Origin of the sequence: Streptomyces sp. DH41, from assembly GCF_029813785.1 — a bacterium.
Classification (GTDB): Bacteria; Actinomycetota; Actinomycetes; order Streptomycetales; family Streptomycetaceae; genus Streptomyces.
Map to the genome: position 1 here is coordinate 213,082 of NZ_JARVKY010000005.1, position 19,178 is coordinate 232,259.

At 74.0% G+C, this 19,178-nt stretch carries 18 protein-coding genes and 1 pseudogene; 12 read left to right on the plus strand and 7 right to left on the minus strand.

The window, feature by feature from the left end; all coding sequences use genetic code 11:
- Window positions 1-94 precede the first annotated feature (94 nt).
- On the minus strand, window positions 95-1,600 hold the full coding sequence (locus tag QC283_RS11580; RefSeq protein ID WP_279561344.1) for a bifunctional phosphatase PAP2/diacylglycerol kinase family protein: 1,506 nt from the start codon (window positions 1,598-1,600) through the stop codon (window positions 95-97).
- A gap of 124 nt (window positions 1,601-1,724) precedes the next feature.
- Here QC283_RS11580 and QC283_RS11585 point away from each other — a divergent pair, with 124 nt between their 5' ends.
- Window positions 1,725-3,344: an ATP-binding cassette domain-containing protein gene (locus QC283_RS11585; protein ID WP_279561345.1), complete on the plus strand. Its 1,620-nt coding sequence runs from the start codon at window positions 1,725-1,727 to the stop codon at window positions 3,342-3,344.
- An 18-nt stretch (window positions 3,345-3,362) separates the two neighbouring features.
- Here the strand turns inward: QC283_RS11585 and QC283_RS11590 are convergent, their stop codons facing one another.
- Window positions 3,363-4,484 (minus strand): baeRF2 domain-containing protein, encoded by a 1,122-nt coding sequence (locus QC283_RS11590; protein ID WP_279561346.1) that lies wholly within the window; start codon window positions 4,482-4,484, stop codon window positions 3,363-3,365.
- Window positions 4,485-4,544: 60 nt separating this feature from the next.
- On the opposite strand from QC283_RS11590, the gene QC283_RS11595 reads away from it, so the two are divergent.
- Complete coding sequence (locus QC283_RS11595) at window positions 4,545-4,841, plus strand: DUF6158 family protein (RefSeq protein WP_279561347.1); 297 nt, start codon at window positions 4,545-4,547, stop codon at window positions 4,839-4,841.
- Between the two features lie 154 nt (window positions 4,842-4,995).
- Here QC283_RS11595 and QC283_RS11600 read toward each other — a convergent pair whose 3' ends face one another.
- The 3 genes and pseudogenes from QC283_RS11600 to QC283_RS11610 all read right to left on the minus strand — a co-directional run bounded on the left by QC283_RS11600 (window position 4,996) and on the right by QC283_RS11610 (window position 6,204).
- Window positions 4,996-5,538, minus strand: coding sequence for a type 1 glutamine amidotransferase domain-containing protein (locus tag QC283_RS11600; protein ID WP_279561348.1), 543 nt, complete (start codon window positions 5,536-5,538; stop codon window positions 4,996-4,998).
- Window positions 5,539-5,662: 124 nt separating this feature from the next.
- Window positions 5,663-5,776: pseudogene (locus QC283_RS11605) on the minus strand (CBS domain-containing protein); the annotation flags it as partial.
- A gap of 44 nt (window positions 5,777-5,820) precedes the next feature.
- Window positions 5,821-6,204 carry a DUF2795 domain-containing protein gene (locus QC283_RS11610; RefSeq protein ID WP_279561349.1) on the minus strand — a complete coding sequence of 128 codons (384 nt, stop codon included), beginning with the start codon at window positions 6,202-6,204 and terminating at the stop codon, window positions 5,821-5,823.
- Window positions 6,205-6,406: 202 nt separating this feature from the next.
- On the opposite strand from QC283_RS11610, the gene QC283_RS11615 reads away from it, so the two are divergent.
- From QC283_RS11615 to QC283_RS11650, 8 genes are all read left to right on the plus strand, one after another.
- Window positions 6,407-6,616: a hypothetical protein gene (locus QC283_RS11615; RefSeq protein ID WP_279561350.1), complete on the plus strand. Its 210-nt coding sequence runs from the start codon at window positions 6,407-6,409 to the stop codon at window positions 6,614-6,616.
- Window positions 6,617-6,654: 38 nt separating this feature from the next.
- On the plus strand, window positions 6,655-9,045 hold the full coding sequence (locus QC283_RS11620) for an excinuclease ABC subunit UvrA (RefSeq protein ID WP_279561351.1): 2,391 nt from the start codon (window positions 6,655-6,657) through the stop codon (window positions 9,043-9,045).
- 60 nt (window positions 9,046-9,105) lie between these two features.
- Window positions 9,106-9,534, plus strand: coding sequence for a helix-turn-helix transcriptional regulator (locus QC283_RS11625; RefSeq protein ID WP_279561352.1), 429 nt, complete (start codon window positions 9,106-9,108; stop codon window positions 9,532-9,534).
- A gap of 5 nt (window positions 9,535-9,539) precedes the next feature.
- On the plus strand, window positions 9,540-9,956 hold the full coding sequence (locus QC283_RS11630; protein ID WP_279561353.1) for a VOC family protein: 417 nt from the start codon (window positions 9,540-9,542) through the stop codon (window positions 9,954-9,956).
- Window positions 9,957-10,340: 384 nt separating this feature from the next.
- Window positions 10,341-11,135 (plus strand): RNA polymerase sigma factor SigF, encoded by a 795-nt coding sequence (locus tag QC283_RS11635; RefSeq protein ID WP_279561354.1) that lies wholly within the window; start codon window positions 10,341-10,343, stop codon window positions 11,133-11,135.
- A gap of 260 nt (window positions 11,136-11,395) precedes the next feature.
- Window positions 11,396-12,358 (plus strand): hypothetical protein, encoded by a 963-nt coding sequence (locus QC283_RS11640; RefSeq protein ID WP_279561355.1) that lies wholly within the window; start codon window positions 11,396-11,398, stop codon window positions 12,356-12,358.
- A gap of 345 nt (window positions 12,359-12,703) precedes the next feature.
- Entirely contained in the window at window positions 12,704-13,933 is a 1,230-nt protein-coding gene (locus tag QC283_RS11645; protein WP_279561356.1) for an aminotransferase class I/II-fold pyridoxal phosphate-dependent enzyme, read from the plus strand.
- A complete protein-coding gene (locus QC283_RS11650; protein ID WP_279561357.1) occupies window positions 13,930-15,009 on the plus strand; it encodes an MBL fold metallo-hydrolase in 1,080 nt (359 codons plus the stop codon). Before QC283_RS11645 ends, QC283_RS11650 begins: the two co-directional genes overlap by 4 nt.
- Before the next feature lie 2 nt (window positions 15,010-15,011).
- On the opposite strand, the gene QC283_RS11655 is transcribed toward QC283_RS11650, so the two are convergent.
- Together QC283_RS11655 and QC283_RS11660 are read right to left on the minus strand one after the other, a co-directional pair.
- Window positions 15,012-15,656, minus strand: coding sequence for a DedA family protein (locus QC283_RS11655; protein ID WP_279561358.1), 645 nt, complete (start codon window positions 15,654-15,656; stop codon window positions 15,012-15,014).
- On the minus strand, window positions 15,653-16,426 hold the full coding sequence (locus tag QC283_RS11660) for an MBL fold metallo-hydrolase (protein ID WP_279561359.1): 774 nt from the start codon (window positions 16,424-16,426) through the stop codon (window positions 15,653-15,655). The genes QC283_RS11655 and QC283_RS11660 overlap by 4 nt, the downstream gene beginning before the upstream one ends.
- Before the next feature lie 83 nt (window positions 16,427-16,509).
- Here QC283_RS11660 and QC283_RS11665 point away from each other — a divergent pair, with 83 nt between their 5' ends.
- Together QC283_RS11665 and QC283_RS11670 are read left to right on the plus strand one after the other, a co-directional pair.
- Window positions 16,510-16,911: a hypothetical protein gene (locus QC283_RS11665; protein ID WP_279561360.1), complete on the plus strand. Its 402-nt coding sequence runs from the start codon at window positions 16,510-16,512 to the stop codon at window positions 16,909-16,911.
- Window positions 16,912-17,027: 116 nt separating this feature from the next.
- The gene (locus QC283_RS11670) at window positions 17,028-19,172 is read left to right on the plus strand and encodes a phage holin family protein (RefSeq protein WP_279561361.1); all 2,145 of its coding nucleotides are present in this window, start codon (window positions 17,028-17,030) and stop codon (window positions 19,170-19,172) included.
- Window positions 19,173-19,178: the final 6 nt, after the last annotated feature.

Sequence of the window (19,178 nt, forward strand, 5' to 3'; positions counted from 1 at the left end):
GTCCCCTCTCCCGACGATGCGCCCACCGTACGCACACCGGCCGAATGATGAGACCCACGTATCAGTATATGGACCAACGGCGTGTCGGACGCGGTCAGGAGAGGAGCCCGTCACCCGGCAGCGGGCGGTACACCGTGAGCGCCTCGGGCAGCTTCTCCAGCGTCAGCTCCCCCTCCGTCTCCGTCAGTTCGCCGTCGAAGGCCATCAGCGTGCCCGGCGCGACCCCGGACAGGCGCAGCCGGCCCACCTGCACGGCCGCGTGGGCGGGGGAGCGGGTCAGCGGACCCGCGAGGGCCGCGGACAGCAGTCGCACGGCCGGCCGGCGGCCACCGTGCACCACCCGCACGTCCAGCTGCCCGTCCGCCAGGTCGAGCCGGCGCCCCGAGGCGAGGCCCCGACGGTGGTACGTGCCGTTGCCCGCGAACAGCATCCACAGCGGACGCCGACGGCCCCGCACCTCGGCCTCCAGCGGATGCCGGTCGGCGCGCAGCACCCGTACGGCCGCGAGCACCCCGGCCGGCCAGCCGCCGATCCTGGGCGACCAGCGCTCCCGCTCGCGCACCAGCTCCGGGTACACACCGAGGCTGAAGGTGTTCAGGAAGATGCCGCGCTGCCCGCCGGAGGCGAACCGGCCCACGTCCACGCGCACCCCCTCGCCCCGCTCCAGTGCCCGGCACAGATCCCGTACGTCCTCCACGCCCAGGTCGTAGGCGAAGTGGTTGAGCGTGCCGCCGGGCAGGACCGCCAGCGGCAGTCCATGGCGGAGCGCGATCTCGGCGGCGGCGTTCACGGTGCCGTCGCCGCCGCACACGCCGAGCACCCGGGCGTGGCCCGCCGCCTTCCCCAGCTCCGCCCGGACGTCCGCGGGCTCGCACTCGACGACCTCCGCGTCGGGCAGCGCGTCGCACAGCGCCCGCACCCGGTCCGAGGTGCCCGAGCCGATGTTGGCCACCATGACGAGGCCCTCGCCGCCGGGCAGCGCCGGCACCTCGGCACGCGGCCGGGCCGGCGGGGTGAGCTGGGCACGCGTCGGCACCATGCCCCGTACGGCGAACGCGGCCCCCGCGCCGAGGGCCGCGCCCGCCAGCACGTCACTCGGGAAGTGGACCCCGGTGTAGACCCGCGAGAGGGCGACCGCGGCGGCCACCGGCGCCACCGCCGCGCCCCACGCCGGGGACTCCAGCGCGACACCGGTCGCGAACGCGGCGGCCGACGCGGCGTGGCCGGAGGGGAAGGACGTCGTGATCGGCTGCCGCTTCAGCTGCCGGATCAGCGGCACCGGGTCCAGTACGGGACGGGGCCGGCGGACCGAGCGCTTGCCGAGGGTGTTGATCGTCAGCGAGGCCAGACCCAGCGAGGCGAGTCCCCTGGCGGCGGCGCGACGGGCCCTCGGAGTACGGGACGCGGCCAGGACGGCGCCCGCCGCGAACCACAGCACGCCGTGGTTGGCGCTACGGCTCAGCAGGGGAAGGAGGGGGTCGGCGCCGGGCCAGGTACGGGCGGCGACGGCCTCGAACACACGCTGGTCCAGCCGGAGGAAACCGGTGCGGACCGGACGCGGGCCGGGCGTCGGGGCGGTGAGGTCTACGTCGGGGCTCATGGCTCCCGCCTACCCTGCGGACGGCGTTTCCTGCGGGTGGCGCGCCCCACGTACCGGCGCCCGGGGCCGCGGCGGGGGAAAGTGGTTTGCCCCGGACGTGCCCGGAGCCGCAGAATCCGGTGCCATGGGTCATCTTGAAGCCGCGCACCTGGAGTACTACCTCCCCGACGGAAGGGCGCTGCTCGGCGACGCCTCCTTCCGGGTGGGGGAGGGGGCCGTCGTGGCCCTCGTCGGACCCAACGGGGCGGGCAAGACCACCCTGCTCCGCCTGCTGTCCGGGGAGCTCAAGCCGCACGGCGGGACCGTCACCGTCGGTGGCGGCCTCGGGGTGATGCGCCAGTTCGTGGGCTCCGTCCGGGACGAGACGACCGTACGCGACCTGCTGGTGTCCGTGGCGTCCCCCCGCATCCGCGAGGCCGCGCGCGCGGTCGACGCCGCCGAGCACGGCATCCTGACCGTCGACGACGAGGCCGCCCAGATGCGCTACGCGCAGGCGCTCGCAGACTGGGCCGAGGCGCAGGGGTACGAGGCCGAGACCCTGTGGGACATCTGCACCACGGCCGCGCTGGGGGTGCCGTACGACAAGGCCCAGTGGCGGCAGGTGAGCACGCTGTCCGGCGGTGAGCAGAAGCGGCTGGTACTGGAGGCACTGCTGCGCGGCACCGACGAGGTGCTGCTGCTCGACGAGCCGGACAACTACCTCGACGTGCCCGGCAAACGCTGGCTGGAGGAGCGGCTGAAGGAGACCCGCAAGACGGTTCTCTTCGTCTCCCACGACCGGGAACTGCTCGCCCGCGCCGCCGAGAAGATCGTCTCCCTGGAGCCCGGCCCCGCGGGCGCCGACGCCTGGGTGCACGGCGGGGGTTTCGCCACCTTCCACGACGCCCGGCGCGAACGCTTCGCCCGCTTCGAGGAACTGCGCCGCCGCTGGGACGAGAAGCACGCGCAGCTGAAGAAACTGGTACTGACGCTGCGTCAGGCCGCCGCGGTCAGCCACGACATGGCCTCCCGTTACGCCGCCGCCCAGACCCGGCTGCGCAAGTTCGAGGAGGCCGGACCGCCGCCCGAGCCGCCGCGCGAGCAGGACATCAGGATGCGCCTGAAGGGCGGCCGTACCGGCGTACGCGCCGTCACCTGCGAGCAACTGGAACTCACGGGCCTGATGAAACCCTTCGACCTGGAGGTCTTCTACGGCGAACGCGTCGCCGTCCTCGGCTCCAACGGCTCCGGCAAGTCGCACTTCCTGCGGCTGCTCGCCGGCGGCGACGTGGCCCACACCGGGAACTGGAAACTCGGCGCGCGCGTGGTCCCCGGACACTTCGCGCAGACGCACGCCCACCCCGAACTGCTGGGCCGGGAGCTCCTGGACATCCTGTGGACCGAACACTCCCAGGACCGGGGCGCCGCCATGTCGAGGCTGCGCCGCTACGAGCTGACCCAGCAGGCCGAGCAGACCTTCGACCGGCTCTCCGGCGGCCAGCAGGCCCGCTTCCAGATCCTCCTGCTGGAGCTCCAGGGCGTCACCGCCCTGCTCCTCGACGAGCCGACCGACAACCTCGACCTGGAATCGGCGGAAGCCCTCCAGGAAGGCCTGGAGGGCTTCGAGGGCACGGTCCTCGCGGTCACCCACGACCGCTGGTTCGCCCGCTCCTTCGACCGGTACCTCGTCTTCGGCAGCGACGGACGCGTCCGGGAGACACCGGAGCCGGTCTGGGACGAACGGCGGGTGGAGCGGGCCCGCTGACGCCGCCGGACACGGAGCTCACTTCCAGCGCAGCAGCGCCCCGAGGCCGCCCACCGGTGACTTCTCCGCGGCCTCGGACGGCAGGGCCGCCGTCACCGAGATCGCCGGGGCGCCGGTCATCACCGCCGAGCGCAGCAGGGCGTCGTCGGCGCGGGCCGACCAGGAGTTCTGCTCGCCGAGCGTCTTCAGCTCCGTACGGCGCACAGCCAGCTGGTCGGCGTCCTCGCCGATCCACACCTCGCGGTGGGTGTCGGGGCCGTCCGGGATGATCAGCAGCTCGTCGATGCGGTGCTCCCGGGCCGCCTCGACCAGCGCGGGCACACCCTCCGCGGCGCCGGCCCGGCCCTCGCCGTCCGGCGTGCGGGCGGCCAGGAACCGGTCCAGGTCCTCCCGCGCCCGCGAGCGCACATGGTCGTCGCGCAGCCGCTCCACCTCGTCGTCCAGCAGCCTGCTGCCGGCGCCGCGCGAGGCCTCGGCGACCCGGCCCCGCAGCCGCTTGGGCAGCCGCTCGTGCACGGACCGCCGCTCCCGGTCGTCACCCACCAGGATCACCAGATCGGCGCCCGTCTCCTCCTGGCAGACGGCGAGCGCGTCCGCGATCTCCGCCGCGTTGTGCTCCCAGGTGTTCTCCACCCGCAGCTGGAAGTGGCGCTCCGACCAGTCGACGCTGCTCGTGCGGTGCACCGGCCACTGCCGACCGGTGACGCCGCCCGCGTCCGAGCTGCCCAGCGCGCTGCGCAGCTCGAAGTCGGCGCCCTTGCGGTCGACATAGGCCACCACGCACACCGGGTCCTCGCCGGCCAGCTCCAGCAGCGGCGCGACGTGCGGCAGCGGCGCCCAGTCGGCGGTGGTCCCGCCGTACGGGGGCCGGGCCAGCGGCGGATCGAGCACCACCCGCCCGGCACACGCGAACAGTGCCCGCCCGTGCGGGTCGGTGGCGTGGCGCAGCCCCTCCACCGCCTCCTTCACGGCCCGGCAGGTCGCGTCGTCCGCGCCCTGGTCCGCCAGCTCCCGGGCCACCGCGGCGGCCGTCAGCTCACGTTCGTGGGGGGTGTCCTCCGTGTTCCGGGAAAGGTCTATGTACACGGAGGCCCAGGGCCCCTGATGTTCGTAGAGAGGATGCAGAAACGCGAGATCCATGGCTCCCTCCCGGGTGCCGCTCGGGGGTGGTAGTGCTTCGGGGGCGGGTACCCGGACCGCATGAACGAACACGACACGAGGGACGACACCAGGACCGGAGTGGGCACCATGACCGGAGTGGACCCGGGCCGCCTGGACGACCAGCAGCTCATGAAGGAGCTCGAGACCATCCACCGCACGCGTCACGACACCCTGTTGTACGGGTCGAACGACGCGCTGCGGGCCCACAACGGTCGCATGGCGCAACTGGAGGGCGAGTGGCTGCGCCGCAACCCCCGGCGCCCGGTCGCCGCGGGCCGCACCCGCGAGGGCGCCCGGGAACGGGGCTGCGGGGAGGACACCACCACCGGCGGCTGAGTTCGGTCGGTCCGGCCAGGCGGTCCGGACGCGCGTGGGGCGGGTGGTTCGGGCGCGCGTGGGGCGAGTGGTCCGGACACGCGTGGGGCCCGGTCCTCCGGCGCGATCGTGGCGCACCGGCGGACCGGGCCCGGCGTCAGGCTCTCGCCCTCTCTCAGCCGCCCGCCTTGGCGAACTCCGCGAGATAGGTCTCGCAGAACGCCTCGAGGTCGTCCGGCTTGCGGCTGGTGACCAGGACGTTGTCGCCGTGGTCGCACACCTTCACCTGTTCGTCGACCCAGGTGGCGCCGGCGTTGCGGAGGTCCGTCCGCAGGCTGGGCCACGAGGTCATGACCCGGCCGCGTACGACATCCGCCTCGACGAGCGTCCACGGGGCGTGACAGATGGCGGCGACCGGACGCCCCTGTTCGAAGAAGTCCCTGACGAACGCCACGGCCTTCTCGTCGGTCCGCAGGAAGTCCGGGTTGGCCACGCCGCCGGGCAGGACCAGCCCGCCGAACGAGTCGGCCGACGTGTCGCCCACCACCTCGTCCACCGGGAACGTGTCCGCCTTGTCGAGGTGGTTGAAGCCCTGGATCTCACCGGACTGGGTGGAGACGAGCACGGGCTCGTGACCCGCGTCCTTCGCCGCCTGCCACGGCTCGGTCAGCTCGACCTGCTCCACGCCCTCGGGAGCGGTCAGAAACGCGATACGCATGTGATCGGATTCCCTTCCTGGCGCGTCGGCCGGCGTCGCCGCCCGGCGCGCGTGTGTCGTTCGGCCGTGTGTCGCGGCCCGGCGCGCCTCAGCCGCCGCCCGTGGCGTCCGGCTCCGCTCGGCTGATGTCCTGCGTCCGCATCAGCCGCGCCGCCTCGGCGAGGGAGGAGTCCGGGCGGACGGCGGCCACGCCCGGGGTCATGACGTCCCGCACGTACTCGGCCGCGTACTCGGCCATGGAGTCACCCTTCCCGGCGCCTACGCGCTCCGCGGCCCGGCCGCTTAGGATCCGCCGCTCTCGGTCAGGGCCACCGCCAGTTCCTGCACGTTGTCGTAGCGCGCCTTGTGCGGCAGCCGTTCCAGACCCTCGACGAGGGCGTCGGGCGCGTTGCCGCGGCGCAGCGCCCGGGTCAGTTCCCGCGGGTTCGCGGGGAAGGTGCCCCGGGTCAGGTTCCGGGCCAGTTCGAGCCGGAGGGCCTCCAGATACGTCGGCCCGCGACCCGGCGTCACCGGTCCGTAGGTGACCTCGGGGTCGTCCTCCGCGGCCGGTTCCGGGTCGTTCCACTCCTCACTGCGGGTGGGGTGCCCGGACCTGAGCAGACCCTGCAGTTCGTGCTTCATCTCGTCGTCACGATGGACGCTCATCCGGTCACTGCCTCGCTGCATGTCTCCCTCCACATCCTTCAGGGGGTGCCGACCGCGTACCCGGGCACCGCGGGCCGACACGGATTCATCCGGACGGGTCCGGTCCGATTTCCCCCGACACGCTGCGTGTGCCCCCGTACACCGTCGGTTTGCCCGGCGGGCACGGGGAACCCGGCCCGCGCCACCACCCCCCACGCCCACCCCTCGTCGGGAAGGACGGACCATGGCGGTGCTGCTCGCTGTGTTCATCCCGGTCCTCATGCTCGGTGTGGTGCTGGCCCTGGGCCGCTACGAGGAACTGGTGCTGCCGGGCACCGCGCCGCCGCCCGACGGCCCGGACCCGGGCCCCGGCCCCGACGCGTCCGCGTCCTCGTCGGGAGAAGCGGACAGTGGATCAGGAATCGAGAAGCGCGGCCGTGCGCACTCCGTCTAGCGTGTCCCTGCCGACCCGCCCGACAGATGGAGAGCACGATGAGCAGCGCCAGGAGAACGGACCGGCAGCCGGCCGCGCCCCATGTCGCCGACAGCCACGATCTGATCCGTGTGCACGGCGCCCGCGAGAACAATCTCAGGGACGTCAGCATCGAGATCCCCAAGCGGCGGCTGACGGTCTTCACCGGAGTCTCCGGCTCGGGCAAGAGCTCGCTGGTGTTCAACACGATCGCCGCCGAGTCCCAGCGGCTGATCAACGAGACCTACAGCGCCTTCGTGCAGGGCTTCATGCCGACGCTGGCACGGCCCGAGGTCGACGTCCTCGACGGCCTGACCACCGCCATCATCGTGGACCAGCAGCGGATGGGCGCCGACCCCCGCTCCACGGTCGGCACCGCCACCGACGCCAACGCGATGCTGCGCATCCTCTTCAGCCGGCTCGGGGACCCGCACATCGGCCCGCCCAGCGCGTACTCCTTCAACACCGCGTCCGTCCGGGCGAGCGGCGCGATCACGGTCGAGCGCGGCAACAAGAAGGCCGTGAAGGCGACCTACGAGCGCACCGGCGGCATGTGCACGAACTGCGAGGGCCGGGGCAAGGTCTCCGACATCGACCTCTCCCAGCTCTACGACGACTCCAAGTCGCTGTCCGAGGGCGCGTTCACCATCCCCGGCTGGAAGTCGGACAGCCAGTGGACCGTGCAGGTCTACGCCCAGTCCGGTTTCGTGGACCCGGACAAGCCGATCCGCGAGTACACCGAGAAGGAGCTGCGGGACTTCCTCTACGGCGAGCCGGTCAAGGTGAAGGTCAGCGGAGTCAACCTCACCTACGAAGGACTCATCCCGAAGATCCAGAAGTCGTTCCTGTCCAAGGACAAGGAGGCGATGCAGCCGCACATCCGGGCGTTCGTGGAGCGGGCCGTCACCTTCACCACCTGTCCCGAGTGCGACGGAACCCGGCTCAGCGAGGGCGCCAGGTCGTCGAGGATCGGGAAGACCAGCATCGCCGACGCCTGCGCGATGGAGATCCGCGACCTGGCCGAATGGGTCCGCACTCTCGACGATCCGTCGGTGGCGCCGCTGCTCACCGCGCTGCGGGACACCCTCGACTCGTTCGTGGAGATCGGCCTCGGCTATCTCTCGCTCGACCGTCCGGCGGGCACCCTGTCGGGCGGAGAGGCGCAGCGCGTGAAGATGATCCGCCACCTCGGCTCGTCCCTCACCGACACCACGTACGTCTTCGACGAGCCCACCATCGGCCTGCACCCCCACGACATCCAGCGCATGAACGACCTGCTGCTGCGGCTGCGGGACAAGGGCAACACGGTCCTCGTCGTCGAGCACAAGCCGGAGACGATCGCGATCGCCGACCACGTCGTCGACCTCGGCCCCGGCGCCGGCACGGAGGGCGGCACCGTCTGCTTCGAGGGCACCGTCGAGGGGCTGCGGGCCGGCGACACCGTCACCGGCCGTCACCTCGACGACCGGTCGTCCCTCAAGGAGACGGTCCGCGAGCCCACCGGGACGCTGGAGATCCGCGACGCCACGACGCACAACCTCCAGGGCGTCGACGTCGACGTCCCGCTCGGCGTGCTCTGCGTGGTCACCGGCGTGGCGGGCTCCGGCAAGAGCTCCCTGATCCACGGCTCGGTGCCGGCCGGCGCGGACGTCGTCTCGGTCGACCAGAGCCCCATCAAGGGCTCCCGGCGGAGCAACCCGGCGACGTACACGGGACTGCTCGACCCGATCCGCAAGGCCTTCGCCAAGGCCAACGGCGTCAAGCCCGCCCTCTTCAGCGCCAACTCCGAGGGCGCCTGCCCCACCTGCAACGGCGCCGGCGTCATCTACACGGACCTGGCGATGATGGCCGGCGTCGCCACGCCCTGCGAGGACTGCGAGGGGAAGCGGTTCCAGGCGTCGGTCCTGGAGTACCGCCTCGGCGGCCGGGACATCAGCGAGGTGCTCGCGATGTCGGTGGCCCAGGCCGAGGAGTTCTTCGGCACCGGCGAGGCCCGCACCCCGGCCGCGCACAAGATCCTCGACCGGCTCGCCGACGTCGGGCTCGGCTACCTCACCCTCGGCCAGCCGCTCACCACGCTGTCCGGCGGCGAGCGCCAGCGGCTCAAGCTGGCCACCCACATGGGCGACAAGGGCGGCGTCTACGTACTCGACGAGCCCACCACCGGCCTGCACCTCGCCGACGTCGAGCAACTGCTCGGCCTGCTCGACCGGCTCGTCGACGCCGGCAAGTCGGTCATCGTCATCGAGCACCACCAGGCGGTCATGGCACACGCCGACTGGATCATCGACCTCGGCCCCGGCGCCGGCCACGACGGCGGCCGGATCGTCTTCGAGGGCACCCCCGCCGACCTGGTCGCCGACCGCTCCACCCTCACCGGCGAACACCTCGCGGCGTACGTCGGCGCCTGACCGCGAACGGGCCCACAGCGCCGGTACCGTTCGTGCCCGGCGCTGTGGGATCGTGGTGGGGTGACGACGCTGGACGACCTTGTCAGGCTGCGCCGGGCCCGCGACCTGATGGACCGCGCATACGCCGAGCCGCTCGACGTTCCCGCGCTGGCGCGCGTCGCCCTCATGTCGGCGGGCCACTTCTCCCGCAGCTTCCGCGCCGCCTACGGGGAGACGCCGTACAGCTACCTGATGACGCGCCGGATCGAGCGGGCCAAGGCCCTGCTGCGGCGCGGCGACCTGTCCGTCACGGAGGTCTGCTTCGAGGTCGGCTGTACCTCGCTGGGGTCGTTCAGCTCGCGGTTCACCGAGCTGGTCGGCGAGAGCCCGAGCGCCTACCGGGCCCGGGACCACGCCGACGGCGCCGACATCCCGGCCTGCGTCGCCAAGATCTACACGCGGCCGGTCAGAAACGGAGAAGCGAGGCCGGTGCCCCCGCCCGTAGCGTGAAGGCCATGGACATCAACCTCTCGCAGTGCTTCATCGCCGTCGACGACCACGACAAGGCGCTCGCCTTCTACCGGGACGTGCTCGGACTGGAGGTCCGCAACGACGTCGGGTTCGAGGGCATGCGCTGGGTGACCGTGGGCTCCCCGGCCCAGCCCGGTGTGGACATCGTCCTCGAACCCCCGCTCGCCGACCCGAACGCCTCCGCCGCCGACAAGGAGGCCATGGCCGAACTGCTGGCCAAGGGCCTGCTGCGCGGCGTCATCTTCACCACCGACGACGTCGACGGCACCTTCGAACGCGTCCAGGCCGCGGGCGCGGAGGTCCTCCAGGAGCCGGTCGACCAGCCCTACGGTGTCCGCGACTGCGCCTTCCGCGACCCCTCCGGCAACATGCTGCGTTTCAACCAGCCGCGCAAGGGGTGAGCGCCGCTCCGCCGGATACTCGCCCCGCCCCGCTCCTTCCGGATACCGGCCCGTGATCGCCCCAGGGTGATCACGGGCCGGTACCCCGTTCCGGGCCGGAGAAATCGGTGGGACATCCGGGTGTTTGCCGTGGGGTCAGGGGGGCAGGCGCACATGCAGTGCTTCGGACAGGAGGCACGTCCGTGGGAGCGGCGTGACGCCGCCACGGATGCGTCCGTCCGGGCCGGACGCCCTCCCACGGTGACCGCCCGAACCCCAGGGCCGTGTCGTCGCACCGGTGACGCCAGTCCCGCGCACCGGAGGCTCGACGAACCCCGGCACCGGCCGGGGCGTCGACCGGCCGCGACGACAGGACCCCGCGCTCCGAGGGAGTTGCGACGCACCATGCCGATCCACGCCAGCGTGAAGCACCCGCACGACGACGCCCCCGACACCGCCGACGCCTTCCACCGACTCACCACCCTCCCCGACGGCCCGGAACGCGACGCGGTCCGCGACCGGATCGTCGAGGCCTGGCTGCCCATGGCCGAACGGCTCGCGGGACGGTTCCGCAGCCGCGGCGAGAGCTACGAGGACCTGCGCCAGGTCGCGGCCCTCGGGCTCGTCAAGGCCGTCGACCGGTACGACCCCGAGCGCGGCAACGCCTTCGAGAGCTACGCCGTGCCGACGATCACCGGCGAGATCAAGCGCCACTTCCGTGACCACATGTGGACCCTGCACGTGCCGCGCCGGGTCCAGGACCTCCGCAACCGCGTGCGCTTCGCCGGCCAGGACCTGTCCCAGACCATCTCCGGCCGCAGGCCCACCGTCGCCGAGATCGCCGAGCACGCCGATCTGAGCGAGGAGGACGTCCGGACCGGGCTGGAGGCCCTGGAGAGCTTCACGGCCCTGTCCCTGGACGCGGAACTCCCCGGCAGCGAGGACGGCTACTCGCTCGGCGACGCCCTCGGTGGCTTCGACCCGGCCCTCGACACCGTCGTCGACCGCGAGGCCGTCAAGGACCGTCTCGCCGCACTGCCCGAGCGGGAACGCGCCATCCTCTACATGCGCTTCTTCGACGACATGACCCAGAGCCGCATCGCCGAAGAGCTCGGCATCTCCCAGATGCACGTCTCCCGGCTGATCAGCCGCTGCTGCGACCGGGTGCGGGAGCAGGTACTGCGGGACGCCGCCGCCTGAGCGGAGCGGCTCCCCGCGGCGCCCCGGCGCCGCCGCGCCGCGGTGCGCCCAGGGGCGCCGGAGGGCGACGTGCGGGGAACTTCGTGACGGCAGCGGGCAGGGTCGAAACCTCGTACTCACCCGCTCGGGCGCCCCGTTCCCGCGAACGGCGCACGGTGGCGCGCGCGCCCGTGCCGGGCGGGCTGTGATGGCCGAGGGGGCGCGAGTGCCGTGCCCCCGCAGCCGTCGCTCGCCGCTCGCCGCTCGAAGGAGCCCGCCCCATGCGCCGCACCGCCCGCGCCCTGTCCGCCGCCGTCCTGGCCAGTGCCGCCCTCGGCGTCGTCGCGGGCCCCGTCTCGGCCGACCCCGGCGTTCCCCAGCCGTCGGCGGGAGCCGGTGAACCCGCCGCCGAGGTCAGCCCGGCCGACGTCACCCCGGGCGGCACCGTCACCGTCTCCGTCGCCTGCGCCTCGACCGGTGGGGCCGCGCCCGCGACCCTGGACGCCACCTCACCGGCCTTCGACGGCGGCACCGTCGCGCTGCGCAAGGTGGAGGGCGACGACGGGACCACGTCCGGGCCCGCCTACCGGGGCACCGCGCGGATAGCCGCCGCCGAGGACTTCGAGGCCGACCCGGACACGTCGGACTCCGAGGGCGCGTGGACCGTCGACGGCGCCTGCCCGGAGGCGTCAGGGGGCGAGGGCGATCCGTGGAGCGCGACGATGACCATGCCCGGGGAGAACGGCGGCGCCGTCACACCCCCGTGCCCCGCACCGGCCGAACCGGGCGAGCCGGCCGCACCGGCCGAACCGGGCGAGCCGGCCGCACCGGCTGAGCCGGGCGCGGCGGGTGATGCGGGCGCGGCGGCCGTACCAGGCACACCAGGCACACCGGGCACACCAGGCACACCGGGCACACCGGGCACACCGGGCGAGCCGTGCGGCGCCTCCAAGCCCGCGTGTCCCGACCCGGCGGCCCCGCACGGTGAGGCCTCCGCGCACGGTACGTCCTGCGCCCCCAAGCCCGCGTGCCCGGAACCCGCCGCCCCGCACGGCGAGGCCTCCGCGCAGGGGAAACCCTGCGGCGGGGCGACGGTGGAGCACGGGGTCCGGGCCGGCACGGGCGGGGCGTTCACCGACTCGACGCCCGCCCTGGTCGCGGGCGGCGTCCTGATCACGGGCGCGTTCGGCGCGGCCGCGCACCGGCTGCGGCACCGCCTGCGCGGGGACGCCGAGCACCGTTGACCGGCACGGCTCGCGACCGCGGGCGTTCCGCGCGACCCGGGCCACAGCCATGGCAGGGCGGCACGGTGGGTACTGGGAGCAACGACCGGACGAAGAGCACCCGGTCGGGCGGCGACAGGACACGGCACCACGGACCGCGCGGAGGCACGCATGCGGCGGACGGACCTCGAAGGCCATGACCGTGAAGGCCATGACGGCGCAGGTGGCGACGGCGTAGGCCATGACGGCGCAGGCCATGACCGCGGAGCTCATGACCGCGAAGGTCATGCCGCCGGGCACGACCCTGCCGGGCGCGATCCTGCCGGGCGCGACCCTGCCGGGCACGGCCCCGCTGGGCTCGCCCCCATGGGGCACGGCCCCGTGCGCTACGGTCCGCACCTCCCCGATGACGGACTGCACGTGCTGCCCGAGCTGTCCGCCGTACTGGCCGCCGCCGCGGGCCGCGGCCATGACGAACCGGCCGGCGGCGCCCCCGCCCTCCTGGACGCCGCCTGCGGCTACTGGGACCGGCGCGGTCTGCCCACCGAGCCCGGCCATGTGGCCGCCGCCCCCGGTGCCAACGCCCTGCTGCTCGCGCTGACCGCCGCGCTCGGCGGCGACGTCCTGGTGCCCCGCCCCTGCGCGGCCTGGTGGGCGCCGTACGCGCGGCTGCTGGGCAGGCCCGTCTTCCACGTGCCGACCCCGGCCGAGTCCGGTGGCGTTCCCGACCCGTACGCCCTCCTGGAAACCGTCCGCCGGGTGCGTGCCGAGGGCGGCGACCCCCGCCTGCTCGTCCTGTCCGTCGCCGACGACCCCACCGGCACCGTCGCGCCGCCCGAACTGCTGCACGAGACCGTCGAGGCCGCGGCCGGTGAGGGACTGCACCTGGTCAGCGACGAGACCTGGCGCGACACCCTGCACGACCCGCACGCCACCGTGCTGCTCAGCCCCGCCGAGATGCTGCCCGAGCGGGTGACCGTCGTCACCGACCTGGCCGGTGCGCTGCTGCCGCCGGGCTGGCCGGCCGCCGCCGCCCGCTTTCCCGCGTCCGCCGCCGGAGACGGCCTGCACGCACGCGTGCTCGACGTGCTCACCGCCCTCGGCGCCCGCGTCGCCGCCCCGGTCGCCGCCGCGGCCGGGTACGCGCTCGCCGAACCCGAGCCGGTCACCGCCCGCAGGTCGGCCGCCGTACGCCTGCACGCGCGCGTGGCCGCCGCCGTGCACGCCGCCGTCGTCGCCGCCGGCGCCACCGCCCGGCCCCCGCAGGCCGGCCGCCACCTGTACGCCGACCTCGGCCCGCTGCGCGACGCGCTCGCCGCCCAGGGTGTCGGCGACGCACAGGAACTGGAGGACTTCCTCACCGCCCGGCTCGGCATGCCCGCCCCCGGCGGACACCGCTTCGGCGACGACCTCCCGGCCCTGCGCGTCCGGCTCGCCACCGGCCCGCTGCTCGGCGGCGGCACCGACGAGCAGCGGGCGGCAGCCCTCACGTCCCCCGACCCGTTGGAACTGCCACACGTGCAACGCGCGTTGATCGGGCTGAAGTCGGTCTTCGGCGATCTCCGCGACGCTCAGCGATGGGAGCCTCCTCGATGACGCAGCAGCCCCGTTCAACCGCGAGCACGCCCACGTCAGCGTCCACCCCGACCTCCTCCGAGGGCTCCGCCGCGCGGTCGGCCACGTCCTCCCCGGCACCCTCGTGCCCGCCGCTCGCCGAACCCCGGCCGCTCGCCGAGCACCGCGTGTGGCCGCGCGCCTTCCACGACCGGCTGACCGCGCCGCTGCCCGGCCTGAAGGCCTTCGCCAGATTCGCCCGGGAGGGCGCGGTGAGACCCGGCCCCGAGGGTCTCGCCGACACCCCCCGGCTGCCCTGCGCCCCCGGCCCGCTGCCCCGCGTGGACGCGCGCACCGTCGCCGTCACCTGGGCGGGACACGCGAGCTGGGTGGTGCGGATCGGCGGGCTCACCGTCCTCACCGACCCGGTCTGGTCCCGTCGCATCCTCGGCACCCCGGCCCGTGTCACTCCGGTCGGCGTCGCCTGGAGCGCCCTGCCGCGCGTCGACGCGGTCGTCATCAGCCACAACCACTACGACCACCTGGACGCCCCCACCCTGCGCCGGCTGCCGCGCGACACCCCCGTCTTCGCGCCGGCCGGGCTCGGCCGCTGGTTCCAGCGCCGCCGCTTCACCCGCGTCACCGAGCTGGACTGGTGGGAGGCGGCGCGGCTGGACGGCGTCCGCTTCGACTTCGTACCTGCCCACCACTGGTCCAAGCGCACCCTCACCGACACCTGCCGCACCCTGTGGGGCGGCTGGGTCCTCACCGACCCCGACGGGCGGCGCGTGTACTTCGCCGGCGACACCGGGTACGGCCACTGGTTCACCCGCATCGGCCGCCGCTACCCCGGTATCGACCTCGCCCTGCTCCCCATCGGCGCCTACGACCCCCGCTGGTGGCTGAGCGACGTGCACTGCGACCCGGAGGAGGCGGTGCGGGCCGCCCAGGACGTCGGCGCGCGCAGGATGGCGCCGATGCACTGGGGCACGTTCGTGCTCTCCGCGGAACCCGTACTGGAACCGCTCACCCGCGTACGCGCCGCCTGGCAGCGGGCCGGTCTGCCCCGGGAGCACCTGTGGGACCTTCCGGTCGGCGCCTCGCGCGTGCTGGAGTGACCTCAAGCCTTGGCGGGCCCCCGCCAGCGACGCCACACGCTCGGCGCCCCGCCCACCAGCACGGTCAGCGCGATCGCCGCGGCCACACCCTCCCACGGCTTGCTGAACAGGGCGCCGCTCAGGATGCCGATCAGCTGGTACGTCACCGCCCAGGCCAGGCAGGCCGGCAGATTGCCCCGGGCGAACCGGCGCAGCGGCCACTTGGCCAGCAGACAGGCCAGCATCACGGGTATGCGCCCGGCCGGCACCAGCCGGGACAGCACGAGCACCGCGACATCGTGCTCGGCGAGCTTCTTCTGCGCCTGCTCCAGCCGGTCCTCGGGCGCCCGGGACCGGATCGCCTCCAGCCAGCGCGAACCGTTCTTCGAGCCGACCCCGCGCCGCCCCAGCCAGTACAGCGCCATGTCCCCGCAGAAAGCGGCCAGCGACGCCGTCACGAACACCATCAGCATGGAGAACGGCACCGTCTGGTGCATCGCCACCACGGCCGCCGAACTCACCAGCGCACCCGTGGGCACCACCGGCACCAGCGCCCCGATCAGCACCAGCAGGAACAGCGACGGGTAGCCGAAGGCCTGCTGGGCCGGATCGGTCGGGATGCTCGTCGTAGTGGCACTCAGCGTCGTGGCGGCACTCAGCCAGCTCACCGCGCGACCTCCACCCGCACACTCCCGCCGTGCCCCAGCCGGTGCACCGCGACCCCCGGCGCGCGCAGCGCCGACAGGCGCACGAATTCGTCGCCCGGCGTGTGGAACTCGTGGGGGCGCACGGCGTCCATCCCGATCGGCCAGTACGTGCCGTAGTGCACCGGCACCGCCGTGCGCGGCGCCAGCCGGGCCAGTGCCTGAGCCGCGCGCCCCGCGTCCAGATGCTCCTCGCCCAGGTACGGCCCCCAGCCGCCGACCGGCAGCAGCGCCGCGTCGACCGGTCCGACCTCCTTCTCCATGCCGTCGAACAGGCCGGTGTCCCCGGCGAAATACGTCCGGGCCTCGCCCTCGACGACGTAGCCGAGCGCGGGCGCGCGGTGCGGTCCGATCGGCAGCCGCCGCCCGTCGTGCCGCGCGGGTACCGCCCGTATCCGCAGGTCACCGACGGTGATCTCGTCGCCGGGCGCCACCTCGCTCACCTTCAGATGCCCGAGTCGGCGCAGCCCCGGCACCGCCCGTCGCGCGCCCCGGGGCACGAGCAGGCGCGTGCCCGGCGCGAGCCGCGCGAGCGACGGCACGTGCAGGTGATCGGCGTGCAGATGGGAGACGAGCGCCACGTCCGCGCGCCAGGCGTCCGGCGGTGGCACCGCGCCCCGCCTGCGGCGCAGGTGGGCGAGCCTGCGGACGAACAACGGGTCGGTGAGCACACGTGTGTCCGAGTCCTCGACCGTGCAGGTGGCGTGACCCCACCACGTGAGCTCCACCGGCACTCCTTTGCCTCCTTCGCGCGACTCCCCGAAGCCTACGTCCAGGAGTAGGGTCGGCGGCGAAAACGGGAGGTGAGGGGGACACCATGGGGCCGGTGCGGGTGACGGCGATCGCGAGTCTGACGCCGCTGGAGCAGCTGGACGACGATCCCTTCCTGGTCGACTCCCGCAGCCAGCACGCCATGTGCGCCCGCTGGGCCGCGGAGCACGGCTACGTCGTCGCCAGAGAGCTGCTGGTACGCGGTCTGCGACCCGACCACGACGCCCTGTGGGACGGCGTCCGCCCGGGGCACGACCTGTTCGTGGCGCCCAGCCACCGCGTGCTGGAGAGCGCGCTGTCGTCCGTGGACGAGTTCACCGCGGAGTGCGCGCGACGCGGGGTCCGCGTCGAGACGACCGGCCACGCGGAACCGTCCTACGACGCCCGGATGAAGGCGTGCGTGCACCGGCGGCTGTCGATGCCGACGGCCGGGTACGACGGCCGCTGACCTCCGTCGCCGGGCCGCGGGGGTGTGAACCGGACCTGGGGGGACAAACGGTCGCTCCGGACCGTTGTGACAGGGTGGGGAAGGCCCGCGCGGACGACGGGCCCGGGACGTGAGGTGTGCGGAGCGTGGGTGGAGGGCGTTGGCGCCGGGTCGCCAGTCAGATCGGGCGGAGTGTCGCGGTGTGGGCCGTCTCCACGCTCACCATGCTCGTGCTCGCCGGGATCCTGCCGGACTTCCGGCTCCAGTCGCCCGACGGCGACAGCGCGACCCACATCGCCATGACCGCCGCCATCGGCGCCGGCGCCTTCGGCCTGCTGTCCGCCCTGGTGTGGCCGCTGCTGGTCCGGCTGCTGCTCCTGGTGCCGACGCTCGTCCTCGGACTCCTCGTCTTCTTCCTCAACGGCGGGCTGCTGCTCCTCGCGATCGACGTGAACCCGGCCGGGCGGGGCGGCGTCGCCCCCGAGACGGCGGTCGTGGTGGCCGCCGTCATGTCCGCCGTCGCCTCCGCCACCGGCGGTGCCCTGGCCGTGCGCGACGACGACGCCTACCGGCGCCGGCTCTACCGCCTCGCCGACCGCCGCCGCAGATCCGGCCCGCCCTGCCCGGCCGACCCCGGCACCGTCTTCCTGCAACTGGACGGCGTCGGCCACGACGTCCTGCTGGCCGCCGTCGACAACGGCACCATGCCCACCGTCGCCCGCTGGCTCGGCCGCGACGGCACGTCCGCGACCCATCGGCTCGCCCAGTGGCGCACCGACTGGTCCAGCCAGACCGGCGCCAGCCAGCTCGGCATCCTGCACGGCTCCAACCACGACGTCCCCGCCTTCCGCTGGTACGAGAAGGACAGCGGCGAGGTCGTGGTCTGCAACCGCCCCACCAGCGCCGCCGAACTCCAGCACCGTGCCGTCAAGCACACCGGTGACGGCGGACTGCTCACCTTCGACGGCGCCAGCCGCGGCAACCTGTTCGGCGGCGGCGCCGACGAACAGGCCCTCGTGCTCTCCATCGCCACCCGCCGCCGCAGCCCCGAGACCCGGTCCCGGTCCGGCTACTTCGCCTACTTCTCCGACCCGGCCAACGCCGTCCGCACCGCCATGTCCTTCGTCGCCGAGGTGTGCCGGGAGATCGGGCAGTCCATCCGCGCCCGCGTGCACGAGGTCCGCCCGCGCGTCTCCCGCGGCGGGCTCTACCCCTTCGTCCGCGCCTTCGCGACCGTCGTCGAACGGGACGTCGTCGTCGCCGCGGTGATGGGCGACATGCTCGCCGGCCGCACCGCCGTCTACGCCGACCTGGTGGCCTACGACGAGGTGGCGCACCACTCCGGGCCGCGCAGCCGGGACGCCGCGAAGGTCCTCCAGCGCCTCGACCGGTCCCTCGCGCTGATCGAGGAGGTCGCCGAGCACGCCCCCCGCAAGTACCGGCTCGTCCTCCTGTCCGACCACGGCCAGAGCCCCGGCGAGACCTTCCGCTCCCGTTACGGGCTCACCCTCGGCGACCTGGTGCGGGCCGGCTGCGGGCTGCCCGTGCCGCGCCGCGCCCAGCGCACCCGCAGCGGCGCCGAGGCCCGCAACACCGTCCGGGCCGCCCTGCACCGGCCCGTCGAGGAGGGCGCCGAGCAGCAGCGCCCGGCCGACACCCCCTCGGGCCGCCGCTCCGAGCCGATCGTGCTGGCTTCCGGCAATCTCGGCCTGGTCTCCTTCCCGGACGTGCACCACCGGATGACCCGGGAGGAGATCGACGCCCGCCACCCCGCCCTGCTGGCGACCCTCGCCAACCACCCCGGCATCGGCTTCCTGCTGGTGCGAAGCGAGAAGCACGGAGGCGTGGTGCTCGGCGCGCGGGGCGCGGAGATCCCCCTGGACCGGCTCGACGAGGACCCGGGCCCGCTCGCGCCCTTCGGGCCCGGCGCCGCCGACGCCGTGCGCCGCACGCACTCCTTCCCGCACACCGCCGACATCATGGTCAACTCCTTCCACGACCCGGCCGACGGCGAGGTCCTCGCCTTCGAGGAGCAGATCGGCTCGCACGGCGGACTCGGCGGCGCCCAGTCCCGCGCCTTCCTGCTGTCGCCGGTCGTCCTGTCCGCGCCGGTCGCCGAGGGCGCGGAGATCGTCGGCGCCGAGCACGTGCACCGGGTCCTGCGCCGCTGGCTGCGCGAGTCGAACGGCCCGCAGGTGCCCGTGGAGGATCCTCGGCCCAGGACCGTCCAGGGCGGACCTTTTCCGGTGCCGGGCGGGGTCGTACAGGACAAAAGCGCCTGATTTGGA